Below are 14,021 nucleotides of genomic sequence, written 5' to 3'. Positions count from 1 at the left end.
CACCCAGCCACTGCCGCCTTGGCGGTATAGCCAGTATAGCGCGGCAAGCCAGGGTTCTAGATGACACTCGATCTTTCTTCCGATCGCCTGATGGCGGCGCTCACCGGTCTGACACTTGCAGGCATGGTCTCGGCTGCATTCGACGCCTTTGCGACGCCAGGGCCCTGGGGTTTCGCCGGGCTGGCGCTCGTCTATCTTGCAGGCGGGGTTCCGGCGGGAGGCCGGGCGCTGACGGCGCTGTGGCGCGAACGGGTGCTCGATATAGACCTGCTGATGGTCATCGCGGCGCTCGCTGCCGCCGCTGTCGGCGCGGCGCTGGAGGGGGCGGTGCTGCTGACTCTGTTCAGCCTGTCCACCACGCTTGAACATCGCGCGATGGGCAAGGCGCGTCGGGCGGTCGAGGCACTGATGGCGTTGCGCCCCGATACCGCGCTCCGGCGGGGCGCTGACGGCAGGGTGGCCGAGGTTGCAGTCGCGGATCTGATCCCCGGTGAGGTGGTGGTGCTGCGCCCCGGCGCGCGGGTGCCAGTGGATGGCCTGATCCTCGAAGGAGAAGGATCGCTGGACGAAGCCACCATCACCGGGGAATCCATGCCGGTGCACAAGCGCCCCGGTGCCAAGGTGTTCGAGGCCACGGTGAATCTCGACGGCGTACTGGCGGTCGAGGTCGTGCACGGCGTCGCCGATAGCACGGTGGCACGGATGATTGCGCTGGTGACCGAGGCGCAGACCGCGCGCGCTCCGTCCGAGCGGTTCAGCGAATGGTTCGGCCAGCGATACACCGTGGCTGTGCTGGCGGGGTCGGTGCTGGCGCTGATCGTTTTCCTGTGGCTGGGCTGGGGCATCCATGACGCGCTTTACCGCGCCGCGACCCTGCTGGTCGCGGCCAGTCCCTGTGCCATCGTGATTTCGGTGCCCGCCGCGATCCTTTCGGCGCTGGCTGCGGCGGCGCGGGGCGGCGTGTTGTTCAAGGGCGGTGCGGCGCTGGAAACGCTGGCTGTCGTCGATATCTTCGCCTTCGACAAGACCGGCACGCTGACCACCGGCCGGGCCGAGGTGACGCAGTTCGTGACACTTGTCCCCGAGGCGGGGTTCCTCGCGCTGATCGCGGGGCTGGAGGCACAGTCGGAACACCCGATCGCCGACGCGATCCGCCGCCATGCAGGGGAACGGGGCATTGCTCCCGTCCTGGTCGGCGAGGTGCATAGCATCCCGAGCGAAGGTGTTACTGGCATGACACTCGATGGTCCGGTCTGGGCCGGCAATCCGCGTATGGCAGAGCGGATGCGCGCGTGCATCCGCGCGCCGGAGTTCGCAGCGCTCGCCGACGGGACGCAGACGGTAGTCTGGCTCGGCCGGGGCACGCAGGTGTTGGGGGCGCTCAGCGTCACCGACCGCCCGCGCGAGACCTCGGCCGCTGGGCTGGCGGCTCTGCGGGCGGCGGGCGTGGGCACGATCATGATGATGACCGGCGACCGCCGCCCGGTAGGGCTGCGGATCGGCGCGGAACTGGGCTTCGCGCCGGGGGATATCCATGCCGACCTGCTGCCGCAGGACAAGGTTCGGCTGGTGGGCGAACTGGCCGCGCGCGGCAAGGTGGCCTTCGTCGGCGACGGGGTGAACGATGCGGCGGCGCTGGCGCGGGCCGATGTCGGCATCGCCATGGGCGCCGCCGGCAGCGAGGTGGCGCTTCAAGCCGCCGATGTGGCGCTCTTGTCGGACGACATGGAGCGTCTGGCTGCTGCCCGCAGACTCGCGCGGCGCACCCGGGCGGTAATCCGGCAGAACCTGATCTTCGCAATGGGGGCGATGGCGGTGTTGGTCACCTCAAGCCTGTTCTTCGCCCTGCCCCTGCCACTCGCGGTGGTGGGGCACGAGGGCGGCACGGTGCTGGTGGTGCTGAACGGGCTGCGGCTGCTGGCCGACCCGATCCGCAGCGACAGGCAGGGTGGCAAGAAAAGAGGCGGCACCTGACGTCCTGCATCGATCCGCTGGCGGCTCACCGCCAGCTTCGGCCTGTCGTGATCTCCTGCATCGTCCGGCCCTCGCGGATCAGAAAGAGCGCATCGAGGTTTCTCCGGATCGCGAGCGCCGGACCGTGCCTCTCCCCGAGGACCATCAAGGCCGTCGCCCAGGCATCGGCCTCGCAGCATGTCGACGCCAGCACGGTGACCGAGGCGAGAGCGTTGCTGACCGGGCGCCGCGTCCGGGGATCGACGGTGTGCGAGACGCTTCCGCCTTCATGTTCGACCCGGTGCCGGTAGTCGCCGGATGTCGCGATCGCCCGATCTGAAAGGGAGACGATCCGGGCGACCGTGCGCGCCGTTCGATCCGGCTGCTCCACCGCCACCCGCCACAGCGTGCCGTCTGCCTTGCGGCCATGTGCGCGAATCTCGCCGTCGATCGAAACGACATGATCCTGGAAGCCCGCCCGCTGGAGCACACCGGAAAGTTGATCGACACCGAAGCCCTTGGCGATGCCCGAAAGATCGAGCGAAACTGGTGCGCGCTTGCGCAGCCATCCTCCCGCGACGTCGATTTCCAATGTCGCCGAAGCCGGGAGTGATGGCCCGGCCGTCGCACGTAAGATACGCTGGGAATCGGGAACCCTTCCGCTGGGACCAAAACCCCAGGCGTTGACGGCGTCGCCGACACCAATGTCGAAGGCGCCGCCGGAGGCCATGCCGATGGCCAGGCCGGCCTCGACCACGGCCAGCAATTCGGCCGGAACCTCGACCCACACGCCGGGTGGCGCGGCGTTGAACCGGCAAAGATCCGATTCCGGCTTCCAGGTCGACATCTGATCGTCCACGGTGCCCACTGCATTCCGGAGCGCGGTCTCGATTGGAGCCACGTCCAGTTGCGCCGGCGCATAAAAGGCCGCCGCATACCGCGTTCCCATAGTGACACCATTCACGGCATACCGCTTTTGCGGGCAAGCGGCGGGCGCAGAGATATTGCCAGAACCGCTCGTCTGGTCATAGGACTCGGCCGTCTCGTCACCGTCAGTAACTGTCTTCGACATAACGCCCTTTCGCTTTCAGAGTGGCGACACTGGCGCCGATCGGCGCGGTGATCTCGTCGATGGTGCTTTGCACGGCCTTGGCCATATCGGAGCCGCCACACACCAGGATCTGCGCGCCGCGGGCGAGGAGGGCGCGAACGGTATTGGCATCCTCGCGAAGGCTGTCCTGCACATAGCTGCCGCCCGACACGCGGGAGAACGCGGTGACGCGTCTTGTCACGCGCCGGTCCCTCTGGAACCACGACAAGAGATCCGCGTAGAGGAAATCAGACTTCGGGTCGCGACCGCCCCAGTAGAGATGCATCGCGCGCTGCCCGGTATTGTTTCGGATAAAACCCAGGAAGGGTGCGATTCCGGTGCCGGCGCCGATCATGATCACGGGTGCTCTACCTCGGGCGGGCCTGAACTGCGGATTGGCCTTGACGAAGGCCTGGATCGAGGCGCCCGGCTGAAGGTCATGCAGGAAGCCGGAGCACAAGCCGCCAGCCTGCTTGCGAACGCAGATCTCGATGAAGCCGTCCCGCGCGCCCGACGCCAGCGAATAGTAGCGTGGGCTGGCGTCGCCGGGTGGAACGATGCCGATGAGATCGCCGGCTTCGCATGAGGGCAGCGAGCGCTTGAAACGAGCGAAAGGAGAATGGCTCTCGCGTCCTGTCGATGGGGCGGCGACGAAGCGCAGCACGGCCGTCGGGGCACCGACCGCCGCGCCATAGTCGATGCGCGAGGCCAGCGTCAGCGTAAAAGTGGCGGGACGCTGGGGCGCGTGGCGCAAGGTCAAGGGTACGCCGATATGGGATCCGGTGGCATCGCCCCATTCTGCGAACGCCTGCGAGGACTGCCGGTCGATCATCGCCAGCGGCTGCAACGACTGGGCGCCTCGGGCTTCCAGAGCGGCCTGGACGTCTGTGGCGAAGCGGCAGAAATGCGGGAATTGCCGATCGCCGAAGCCGAGAACCGCGAATTCCGGCCAACGGGAAATATCCGTTTTCGCCAGCCGGTCCAGGAAACGGTTGGCGGAGGCCGGTGCCGTTCCGTCGCCATAGGTGGCCGTCAGGATGAACAGCCGTTGCGCTTTCGGGTAGGACGAGGCGAACCGGTTCAGGGTGGCGGTATGGACGCGGTGCCCGGCCTGGGTCATGGCCTCGTGCAGGCAGGCCGCGAAGCCCCAGGTCGCGTTTGCCTCGCTGCCGACCAGAATGACGGTGTCCGCGCCTTGCGCCGCTACATTGCGACGCAACCTCGGAAAGGCGCGCCACCTTTTCCACCAGATCACGATGCCGCTGACCGCCATCACCGGCACAGCCGTGGCGGCAGCGCCGAGCAGCAGGCCGAGCCACCACAGACCCTGGCCGGTATGGAGCCTGTAGATCGTCTCGTAGACGGTCTGCGCCGTACTGTTCGGCTGGAACGACAGCATGGCTCCGGTCGCCTGATCTATGTAACCTTGGCCTTTGTCGGTGGTGATGGTGAAAACGTCGGTGGCGTCGCCCTCTACCGGAAAGACGAGTTCCCGAAGCGAAGACAGATCGACGGCGCGCAACGCCGCGAGCCTTGCCACCGGTGCCGGCGTCCCGCCGTCGACACCGGCCGGAAAGGCTGCCAGGTCGCCACCTCCTTCCGGGACGATCCCGAACGTGGCGAGCGTCATATAGAGGCCGGTCACGGTGGTCAGCAGCAGCGCTGGCACGATCGCGCGGCCCGCATCGACATGCAGCCGCTGGCCGACCGTTCCGCGGGCCGCGACAAGGAGCCTCAACCATCCGCCAAGCCGCGCGGCGGTCATAACAAGACCTGAGATCGAGAGAATCAGCAGCGCCAGCGCCCCAAGCCCCGCGATCGCTCGCCCTCCCGTCTTGAGGAACAGCGACCGGTGCAGTTCCGTCACGAAGCCGAAAAACGCGGATCGCTCATAGGGGCCGAGGCCGACGCCCGTCTGCGGATCGACATAATCCGCACCCTGTTTTCCGTTTGAGCCATGATAGGCGACCAGATTGCCGGAGGCCGACCGCACCAGGCGTTCGACATCCGGGAAACGGGCCGCCACCGCGCCGGCCGTATAGGCGACCGTGATACCCGTTGATGGGATCGCGGTCGCAGGCCACGCATCGATGGCAGGCTCGAAGGACAGGAGCGCACCAGTCACGGCCAGGAAGCCGATCAGGCATGCGGCAGCCAGTCCCGCGATGGAATGGACACGGCGGAGCATCGTCAATCCTTGGATGAAGGCGTCACATCTTGACGGCGAACGTAGCGACGTAGCCGGTCCCGCGGACGGTTGTGCCTGAGCCGCCACTGCGAAGCGGCGCCACGGCGTCGCCCGAATAGTCGCTGCCGTCTTCGACCGCACTGTCGACACGGATCTCGTAGCCGGCGTCGATCAACGCGTCGGCAAGATCGACGTCGATCCTCAACGTCCGTCCGCTACCGACGCTGGCACCGGTAATGGCGTCGATGCTGCCGCCAGAGGTCGAGTAAGCCCGCGACCAGCCGCGCAGGTGCCTCTGGTATTTGGGCTTCTCGCCGGCAACCCAGAGTGTGGACTGGTATTTTCCATCCGGCCCGACGACATAGATGGCGAGATAGGCTCCTGGTCCCTGATAGGGCGCCATCTGGATGGCGATGGTCGCGGGCCGCGCCAGGGCGAGCCCGGGTGCGACGATCGACGTCGTGAGCAACAGGGCGAATGCGAGCTTCTTCATGTCTTCTTCCAGCCGATGTTTCGATGCACCGAATAGACAATGCCGATCTGACGTGGATCTGAAGATTTGCGGGACAAATATTCAGATCCACGTCAGGTTCGCGGACCACTTTGCGCCACAGGCTGAACGGAGATGATTTTGCGCGTCTTGTTGATCGAGGACGACCATGTACTCGGTGCCGCCATTCGCGACCACATCGCCTCACATGGCCATGGTGTCGACTGGATGCGGCGGATCGATGATGCGTGCCTGGCCCTCACCAGCGTCGACTATGAATTGATCTTGCTCGATCTCGCCCTGCCGGATGGTCGCGGGCTCGACCTGTTGCGCAAACTGCGCGCCGAGCAGAACCCCGTTCCCGTCATCATTACGACAGCCCAGGATCAGGTCGCGGTGCGTATCGAGGGCCTGAACTCGGGCGCGGACGATTATCTCATAAAGCCATTCGATCTCAGCGAAATGACCGCCCGGATCACGGCGGTCGCCCGTCGCTACGCCGGCAACCCCAACCCCGTGCTCAGGATCGGCGCCGTATCGATCGATCTCGCCCGAAAGCTGATCGTCGTCTCCGGCGAGGAGGTTGCGCTTACCGCACGCGAATGGGCCGTCCTGAAACGTCTCGTCCGCGATCGCCGCGCCATCGTCACCCGCAGCGAGATCGAGGATTCACTCTACGAATTCGGCGCCGAGATCGAGAGCAATGCTGTCGAGGTCTATATCAGTCGATTGCGCAAGAAGCTCGGGCGCGACTTTATGACGACGATCCGCGGGCTCGGCTACAGGATCGAAGGTTGAGGATGGCCCGCACCTCGATCGCCTGGCGGTTGGCCGTCGGTCTTACGCTCAGTACGACATTGCTGTGGCTTGGCGCCGCGGCAATCGCCGGTACGGTCATGTACAGGCAGCTTAACGAGGCGTTCGACGAAACCTTGAGACAGGGAGCGCTCCGCCTTCTGCCGCTGGTCGTGCATGAAACGAGGGAATCCGCCGAGCACGGCAGGCAGCGCGTCCGTGAGCTCGATATCGACGTGGACGAAGGATATTTCACCTATTTCGTTCTCGACCGCGACCGCAATCTCGTCGTCAGCGCCGACGATGCGCCGCGCGATGTCATGAGCGTACCGATCATCCAGGGGTTTTCATCTTTTGAAGGCAAGCGACTGTTCTCGCGAACCGATCGGCGCTCCGGCTTCTCCATCGTTCTCATCGAACGCACCGAACAACGCATCACCGCCCTCAAGGGGGCGCTTGCTGCGCTGTTGTGGCCGCTCGCGGGGCTTATTCCGCTGATCGCGGGCGGTATCTGGATCGCAATCCGTCTGGCCATGCGGCCGGTCAGGCGCCTGACGCAGGACATTTCGGAGCGGAACAGCCAAAATCTCTCGCCTCTGGTGACGGATGACCAGCCGGCGGAGCTCGCGCCGATCGCCGAGGCCGTCGCCAGCCTGCTTGAACGGCTGCGCGCCGCGCTCGATGCCGAGCGGGCTTTCGCTGCCTCTAGCGCCCATGAACTGCGCACGCCGATTGCCGGCGCCCTGGCGCAAACCCAGCAACTGGCGATCGAGCTCCACGATCAGCCGGTAGGCCTGCGCGTCAAGGAAGTCGAGTTCTCGCTGAGGCGCCTGGCCCAGCTTTCGGAAAAGCTCCTGCAGCTCTCCCGCCTCGACGCCGGCTTCGCGCGGGCCGAAACCGAAGAAGACCTTCTTCCGGCCTTGCGACTGGTCATCAGGGACTTTCACTCTGCATCGGGCACGAAATCACGCGTGACGCTCGAGATGCCGGATGAACTGGAACTGGAAGGCCCGATCAATCTCGACGCCTTTGCGATCGCCGTGCACAATCTCATTCACAACGCCCTGATCCACGGAGCGCCGGATGCACCGGTCGAAGTCATCGCTGGTCCGGGGCGGCAAGTCCGCGTTGTCAATTCAGCGCCGGTGATCCCCGCCGATGTCCTGGCCCGGATCGCCGAGCCCTTTAGCCGTGGGACGACGTCGGCACAGGGCACCGGCCTCGGCCTGTCGATCGTCCGCTCAATCATGGATCAGGCCGGCGGGCGCTTGATCCTTCGATCTCCGCCGTCAGGTAGAGACAGCGGCTTCGAGGCGGTGCTCACATGGCCGTAGAATGCAGCAGGACGGCCGGCACAGACTGCGCCGGATGGCCGGCGGCCCGTCTTCATCAGGTACATGCTGCGATTGGCACCTTCGCGTGCTTGGCATGCATGTATTGCAACGCTTTTTCTTACTCAACGGAGTCAGATTGACCAATGAGCCGTATACACACTGAAAAACACCTTGTCGGCCGAATCGGATGGCTTCGAGCCGCTGTGCTCGGGGCGAATGACGGAATCATTTCGACAGCCAGCCTGATATTGGGGGTGGCGTCGGCGGCGTCGGCCCAGGGCAATATCCTGCTGGCGGGGGTAGCGGGCCTGGTCGCTGGCGCCATGTCAATGGCGGCGGGCGAATATGTCTCCGTCAGCTCGCAGTCCGATACCGAACGGGCCGATCTCGCCCGTGAAAAGCAGGAACTGGTGCAGGATCCCGATTTCGAGCAACAGGAACTTGCCCAGATCTATGTCTCTCGTGGAGTGGAGGCCGGACTTGCCCGGCAGGTGGCCAGCCAACTGATGGCGAGAGACGCTTTGGGCGCCCATGCCCGCGACGAACTTGGCATCTCGGAGATCACCACCGCTCGCCCCGTTCAGGCAGCACTCGCATCGGCAGCGACTTTTTCCGTGGGCGCGGCAGCGCCGCTGATCCTCGTTCTCGTGTCACCGGCCAATCTGCTGCTCCCGATCGTGTCCATCGGTTCCCTGGTGTTCCTCGCGCTTCTCGGCACGATCGGCGCCAGGGCCGGTGGCGCCGGCATCCTGAAACCGACGATTCGGGTGACGTTCTGGGGCGCATTCGCAATGGGCCTGACAGCGGCAATCGGCGCCGTCTTCGGTACTGTCGCGTGATCCCCTTGGCTTTCTGGTGACGTCTTCAGATTGGCGTCAGCTTGGCACAGTCTATGGGACTGAACAACAATTCGGTGGAAAGACAAATGGAAAAACCTGTCGTTCAGCATTATTCGAAAATCATGATCGTCCTCCATTGGCTGACGGCGCTCTGCGTGTTGATCGCCTGGCTCCTCAGTGAGGGCGGGCCAAAGATTCTACAGAACCCGCCGATATGGCATTTTGCGTTCGGCCTCGCCGTGCTGGTCCTTGTCGTGTCGCGTCTCATCGCCCGCCTGGCTGGCGGCACTCCGCCGGCCGATCCTCGCAACCCGGCCCTGTTGCGGTTCGCCGCCAAAGCCGGACATGCGACGCTCTATGCGTTTCTCTTCGCCATGCCGATCTCGGGCTGGTATGCCGCCTCGGCGCTGGGCATTCCGGTTACGGTGCTCGGAGTGACGCTGCCAGCGCTTACGGCGCCCGTTCAGCAACCCCCAGGCCTCATCGCAGAACTCCATAGCACCGGTGGAACCGTGCTTCTTGCCCTGGCGGGTCTGCACGCGCTCATGGCAATATACCATCAGTTTGTGCTGAAGGACGGCACTCTTCGGAAGATGTCGCCTGCCGAATAGCAGGATTTCCGACGCGAGCGACCGCACCAGCACCTTCCTTTTTACGGGCCTCGGCTTTACCGCAGCTCTGCTCGAGTCCTGTAACAATCGGTCGGAATGAGCGCATCGTACCGACCCCATTGTCATATTCACCGATGATGCAGGTGCCCAGCGGCACGGGCAGGATGCGGCCCAATGGCGTGGCGGCGCCGGTTTTATCGGTATCCGACAGATTTCCTGCCGCGACCAAGGTGATCGTGCTGGAAGGGGTCGCCGCATAGGACACCAGGCCTGATGCCAAATTGTATTTTTCCGAATAGAATCCGTCGTTTAACGATACGGAGGCGCTGAAATGGCCATTGCTGTAGTTGACCTGAACCCCCGTTTGATCGAGCAACGTCGCTTGTCCCAGACGGCGCGAGCTTCGGCGATGCCGCAAGGAGGCGAGTTCCTTTTGGGTCAGGCTTCCTCAGCCATCCTGGTTCGTTCTGGCATGCGCCCAAACATCCCTATGAGATTACTACAAAAATCGCTGTCATACACTATCGAAATCCTATTTGGTCCTGACTGGAATCTATGTTCAGTGAAGCACTCTTGGTCGCCCCCTAAGGAAGTGAGGGATGGTGTCTGAGACTATAGATTCAAGAAATATATGTGAGTCGGCATCTTGCCGAAGACGCTCCATCTTGAAGATCGGCGAGAAGGAAGCTGACAGGCGCCCCGTTGCTGAGCCGGTCTCACCCGCGAAGTCTTAAAGCAAGTGGTGACGCACAATCTCGGCATTGAAATTCGTCATTTGCGCTATTTTGTAGCCGCTGCGGAGCATGGCAGCTTCCGCAAGGCTGCGGATGTTATAGGGGTGCAGGAGTCCGCCATCAGTCGCCGCATTCGCGATCTTGAAGACCGCCTCGGCGCGTCCCTCTTCCACCGTCACAGCGGCGGTGTGCATCTCACCGTCGCTGGCAGGCGATTCCTCCAGCGCGCGCGCCAGATCATTCGCAACCTCGGCGAAGGTGCCAAGATCGTGAATGCGGTTGGCCGTGTGAAGGACGGCCATCTTCGCATTGGCATCTTTTCCTCGCTTTCGTCGGGGTTCCTGCAGGAGCTGTTGAAGTCGTTTCATGAGCAGCATGAGGGCGTGGAGTTCCAGGTTCTGGATGGGAACCCGGCCGAGCACGTTGCGGCCATCCGGCAGTTCAGGCTCGACGTCGCCTTTCTGACCGGCACGCATGAGTGGCCTCAATGCGAGGTCGATCATCTGTGGAACGAGCGCGTGTTCGTGGTGCTGCCGGACTCACACCCGCTGGCCGGGAAGGACGAAGTGAGCTGGCACGAAATCGTCCACGAGAAATTCATCGTGATGGATTCGGCACCCGGCCAGGAGATCCACGATTATCTCGTGAAGCATGTCGGCAGCCTCGGGCACCATCCGCGTATCGAGTCGCAATTTGTCGGCCGTGACAGTCTGCTCACCATGGTTGGTCTCGGGACCGGACTGACAGTGACCAGCGAGGCGACGACGGCCACCCAGATACCGGGTATCTGCTATCGGCCGATTATAGGGGAGGTGCTTCCCTTCTCGGCCGTGTGGTCGCCCAAGAACGATAATCCGGCGCTCCGACGTTTCATCAGTATCGCGAAGGTGCAGTCGAAGCGTCAGGCCGTGATGCCTATGAACCGGCCTGACCCGCCACCATCTGGCGACGGGCCTTTGCAAAGCCGCGATCAGTTCCAATAAACCGTTCGAGCATCGGCACGATCAGTTTCATCGGATCAGCGGCGGGCTGGCCCGTCTCGCGGGCCAGCACCTCGGCATAAGCGACGAGATCGCGATGGAGGTCGGCGGGCAGCTCTACCGTCGCCTTGATGGGCTTGTCGTCGGCGATAGGGCCGAGTTTCAGCTTGCTCATAATCAGTTCCTGAAGGGTTCGAGGACAAGATCGCGCGTCACCACAATCCTGACCGGGAAGCCCGGCCGGATGGTCAGCGTCGGCGCGACGTTGAGCTGGCGGCGGACGATCTGCTGGCCGGCGTCATTGATGGTGTCCTGGCCACCATTGCGGATGGCGCGCAGGAGCCGGTCCTGATCGTCGACGGCAAGCTCGGCTCCAACCGAGAGCAGCGTCGAGAGGCCGGCGGCCTTGGCGAGATCCCACCAGTGATAGTCGACGCCATCCTCAAGCCCTGCATAGCCCTGTGTATCGGTCCCAGGCTGGCGTTCGAGAACGATCGAGCGGCCATTCGGCATGATGAGCCGGTTCCAGACGAGCAAGACCCTGCGCTGGCCAAACTGCACGTTGGCGTCGTACTGGCCGATGATCCGCGTCCCCTGCGGCACGAGCAGGATGCGCCCCGTGGGGCTGTCATAGATCGGCTCCGTGACCTGGGCGATGATCTGGCCGGGAAGATCGGAGCGGATGCCGGTGATGAGCGCGCCGGAGATCACGGCTCCGGCCTGAAGCACATAGGGCGACGCTGGCGGCGTCACGCGATCGGGTGTGACCGTGCGCCGGTCAGCCGCGGCGTTGAGGAAGGCGAGTTGTTTATCCTGTGCGGTCTGCTGTCCCGGTTGGCTGGTCATATCGAAGCCGGTGAGACCAGGCGTCGGCGCGGCGATTGCCGCAGGCGTTGCGGCTCGCGACTGGAAGAAAACCGTGCTGAGGCGTGCGGCTTCCTCTTCGGCACGGCGGCGCTGCTCGGCCTCGTCGACGCCAGGAATTGGCACAACGGGCGAAGGGACCGGCTGGCCGACGTTCTGTCCGCTCAAGATGGGGCGGCCGAGATCGCCGGGAAGCGCCGGCCCAAGGATCGGGCCGGTATAGTCGCGCGGCAGGCCCGAGAGACCATCGGCAGTCTGCCGGTTCGAGGTGGAATAGAGTTCTTCCCCGCCATCGCCGGGACCAGGGGTCTGAAGAGCGTAGATCAGCGCGCCGCCGATCCCGACCAGGGCTATGGCGGCGGCGCTCGCGAGCATCTTGCGCGACAGGCGTGTGACGCGCGGCGGTTCGGCGCGAAGCCGCATCGGCGCGACGGGGGGACTGGATTCGGTATTGGTCGCGGTATCGGTCATTATGACGGCCTCCCGTCGGTGCGGACGATCCTGACGGTCTGCTGGCGGTCGCCGGCACCGAGGCGCAGCTCGGCCGCGCCGAACAGGCGATCGACGATCAGGATGTGTTGATAGATGCGGCTGTTGGCGATCTGGGCTTCGCCTTCGGGACCGATGACGAAGAGCGGCGGCATTTCGCCCTGCACGATGCCGCGCGGGAACTCGACATAGACATGCCGGCCATCGTCATAGACGGCGATCGGCTTCCACGGTGGATTCCCGGTTGCGGTCAGGCCGTAGCGATAGTTGCGGGCGGCCACGGCCGGAATGACCGGCGTGGCCGGAACGCTCTGACGCTGGCTGGCCGGCGGTTGCGGATAGGCCCAGGCGACCGATGGCATGTAGGGCTTCTCGCCGGAGCGCAGCTCCAGCATGTAGGTGCGCCGGTCGGTCGTCACGATCAGGTTGGTGGTGATGTCGGGCCGGGTCGGCTTGACGAGGATGTGGACGCGGCGCGTGACACCGGAACCGCTCTCGGTATCGCCGATGATCCAGCGCGCCGTGTCGCCGGCCGCGATCGGTCCCGCGCCGGTCAGGCTTTCGCCCGGCTCCAGTGCGATGTCGGTGATCTGACCGGGAACGGCATAGACCTGATAGAGCGCGCCTTCCGACCATGGATAGACCTGAATGGCGTTGAAATAGCCCTCGCGGCGCGGCTGCACGCGGGCAGCGGCATTGGCGTTCTCGACGCGGCCGGTCGGGGTTCCGGCGGTCTCGCCACCGCGTGCGACCGTCCAGGCCGGCGGGATCAGCACCGGCTTCGGCCGGTCATCGATGACGGCAGCGGGAATGGCCGGTAACGGCGGCACACTGGCGTCGTAGCTGATCGACGGCGGCTTGTTGGTGGCGCAGCCTGCCAATGCGGTCGCGGTCAGCAGTACAGCCGGGACTACGGATTTACGGAAAGCCGCTTTCATTGGCCGATCTCCCGCGACCACGAAATCGCATTGACATAGATTCCGAGGGGATTGGCCTTGAGCCGTTCGGCGTCGCGCGGCGGCTGAACGGCGATGGTGAGGATCGCGGTCCAACGCTCGGTCGCGGAAAGCAGCCCGTTCTCGTAGCGTCGTTCCGTCCAGGCGACGCGGAACGAATCCGGTGACGCGCGGATGACGCTGGAGACGTCGACAGCGATCTGCTGCTTGCCGACCTTGGTGAAGGGGTCGTTGGTGCGGGCATAGTCGTTGAGCGCGCCTGCGCCGCGATCGGTCGTCCACTCATAGGCGCGAAGCCAGTTCTGGCGGACGATGATCGGATCGGCGGGGATCGAGCGGACCTGCTCGATGAAGCGGGCGAGATGCCACGCGATTTGCGGGTCGGTGGGGCGGAAATCCGCCGTGGCCGGAGCGACGCTCTGCGCCTGGCCGAGCTTATCGACCTGGACAACCCACGGCACGACGGTCCCGCGCGCCGACTGGATGACGAGCGCGCCAGCGAAGCCCGCCGAGAGGATGAGCGAGCCGAAGGCCATATAGCGCCAGTTCTTGGCCTGGACGCGGGCCGAGCCGATGCGATCGTCCCAGACCTGCGCGGCCTTCTGATAGGGCGTTTCTGGTTCGGGCGTCTTGCCGTAATGCACTGTTGATTGCCACTGAGAACCGACCCGGTTTGGGGTGAAGTTGCCACTGAGAGT

Annotated in this window: 14 protein-coding genes; 6 read left to right on the top strand and 8 right to left on the bottom strand. The window is 64.5% G+C overall.

The features are described 5' to 3' along the window. Positions 1 to 60: 60 nt before the first annotated feature. Complete coding sequence (locus tag D9598_RS06760) at positions 61 to 1,974, top strand: heavy metal translocating P-type ATPase (protein WP_198365663.1); 1,914 nt, start codon at positions 61 to 63, stop codon at positions 1,972 to 1,974. A 25-nt stretch (positions 1,975 to 1,999) separates the two neighbouring features. Here D9598_RS06760 and D9598_RS06755 read toward each other — a convergent pair whose 3' ends face one another. From D9598_RS06755 to D9598_RS06745, 3 genes are read right to left on the bottom strand one after another with little or no spacing between them, the layout of a single operon-like run. Then, complete coding sequence (locus tag D9598_RS06755; protein WP_198365662.1) at positions 2,000 to 3,025, bottom strand: FAD:protein FMN transferase; 1,026 nt, start codon at positions 3,023 to 3,025, stop codon at positions 2,000 to 2,002. After that, complete coding sequence (locus D9598_RS06750; RefSeq protein WP_198365661.1) at positions 3,006 to 5,231, bottom strand: PepSY domain-containing protein; 2,226 nt, start codon at positions 5,229 to 5,231, stop codon at positions 3,006 to 3,008. The genes D9598_RS06755 and D9598_RS06750 overlap by 20 nt, the downstream gene beginning before the upstream one ends. A gap of 22 nt (positions 5,232 to 5,253) precedes the next feature. After that, positions 5,254 to 5,724: a DUF2271 domain-containing protein gene (locus D9598_RS06745; RefSeq protein WP_198365660.1), complete on the bottom strand. Its 471-nt coding sequence runs from the start codon at positions 5,722 to 5,724 to the stop codon at positions 5,254 to 5,256. Positions 5,725 to 5,856: 132 nt separating this feature from the next. On the opposite strand from D9598_RS06745, the gene D9598_RS06740 reads away from it, so the two are divergent. From D9598_RS06740 to D9598_RS06725, 4 genes are all read left to right on the top strand, one after another. After that, positions 5,857 to 6,519 (top strand): response regulator, encoded by a 663-nt coding sequence (locus D9598_RS06740; RefSeq protein WP_232476998.1) that lies wholly within the window; start codon positions 5,857 to 5,859, stop codon positions 6,517 to 6,519. Positions 6,520 to 6,521: 2 nt separating this feature from the next. Further along, on the top strand, positions 6,522 to 7,850 hold the full coding sequence (locus D9598_RS06735; RefSeq protein WP_198365659.1) for a HAMP domain-containing sensor histidine kinase: 1,329 nt from the start codon (positions 6,522 to 6,524) through the stop codon (positions 7,848 to 7,850). A gap of 143 nt (positions 7,851 to 7,993) precedes the next feature. Beyond that, on the top strand, positions 7,994 to 8,689 hold the full coding sequence (locus D9598_RS06730; protein ID WP_198365658.1) for a VIT family protein: 696 nt from the start codon (positions 7,994 to 7,996) through the stop codon (positions 8,687 to 8,689). 53 nt (positions 8,690 to 8,742) lie between these two features. Beyond that, positions 8,743 to 9,300, top strand: coding sequence for a cytochrome b (locus D9598_RS06725; protein WP_198365657.1), 558 nt, complete (start codon positions 8,743 to 8,745; stop codon positions 9,298 to 9,300). Here D9598_RS06725 and D9598_RS20990 read toward each other — a convergent pair. Continuing rightward, the gene (locus tag D9598_RS20990; RefSeq protein WP_232476997.1) at positions 9,233 to 9,676 is read right to left on the bottom strand and encodes a hypothetical protein; all 444 of its coding nucleotides are present in this window, start codon (positions 9,674 to 9,676) and stop codon (positions 9,233 to 9,235) included. The two genes, D9598_RS06725 and D9598_RS20990, sit on opposite strands and share 68 nt — an antisense overlap. Positions 9,677 to 10,042: 366 nt before the next feature. Here D9598_RS20990 and D9598_RS06715 point away from each other — a divergent pair, with 366 nt between their 5' ends. After that, a complete protein-coding gene (locus D9598_RS06715) occupies positions 10,043 to 11,017 on the top strand; it encodes a LysR family transcriptional regulator (RefSeq protein WP_198365656.1) in 975 nt (324 codons plus the stop codon). On the opposite strand, the gene D9598_RS06710 is transcribed toward D9598_RS06715, so the two are convergent. From D9598_RS06710 to trbF, 4 genes are read right to left on the bottom strand one after another with little or no spacing between them, the layout of a single operon-like run. Next, positions 10,950 to 11,189, bottom strand: a complete 240-nt coding sequence (locus D9598_RS06710) for a DUF2274 domain-containing protein (RefSeq protein ID WP_198365655.1) — start codon at positions 11,187 to 11,189, stop codon at positions 10,950 to 10,952. The two genes, D9598_RS06715 and D9598_RS06710, sit on opposite strands and share 68 nt — an antisense overlap. A 2-nt stretch (positions 11,190 to 11,191) precedes the next feature. Further along, positions 11,192 to 12,349 (bottom strand): TrbI/VirB10 family protein, encoded by a 1,158-nt coding sequence (locus D9598_RS06705; RefSeq protein WP_198365654.1) that lies wholly within the window; start codon positions 12,347 to 12,349, stop codon positions 11,192 to 11,194. Continuing rightward, positions 12,349 to 13,305 (bottom strand): P-type conjugative transfer protein TrbG, encoded by a 957-nt coding sequence (gene trbG / locus D9598_RS06700; RefSeq protein WP_198365653.1) that lies wholly within the window; start codon positions 13,303 to 13,305, stop codon positions 12,349 to 12,351. Before trbG ends, D9598_RS06705 begins: the two co-directional genes overlap by 1 nt. Beyond that, positions 13,302 to 13,967: a conjugal transfer protein TrbF gene (gene trbF / locus D9598_RS06695; RefSeq protein ID WP_198365652.1), complete on the bottom strand. Its 666-nt coding sequence runs from the start codon at positions 13,965 to 13,967 to the stop codon at positions 13,302 to 13,304. The genes trbG and trbF overlap by 4 nt, the downstream gene beginning before the upstream one ends. Positions 13,968 to 14,021 lie beyond the last annotated feature (54 nt).

It is taken from the genome of Roseomonas sp. KE0001 (genome assembly GCF_016107285.1).
Lineage (GTDB): Bacteria > Pseudomonadota > Alphaproteobacteria > Acetobacterales > Acetobacteraceae > Pseudoroseomonas.
This window is presented reverse-complemented; position numbering and strand designations above follow the sequence as displayed.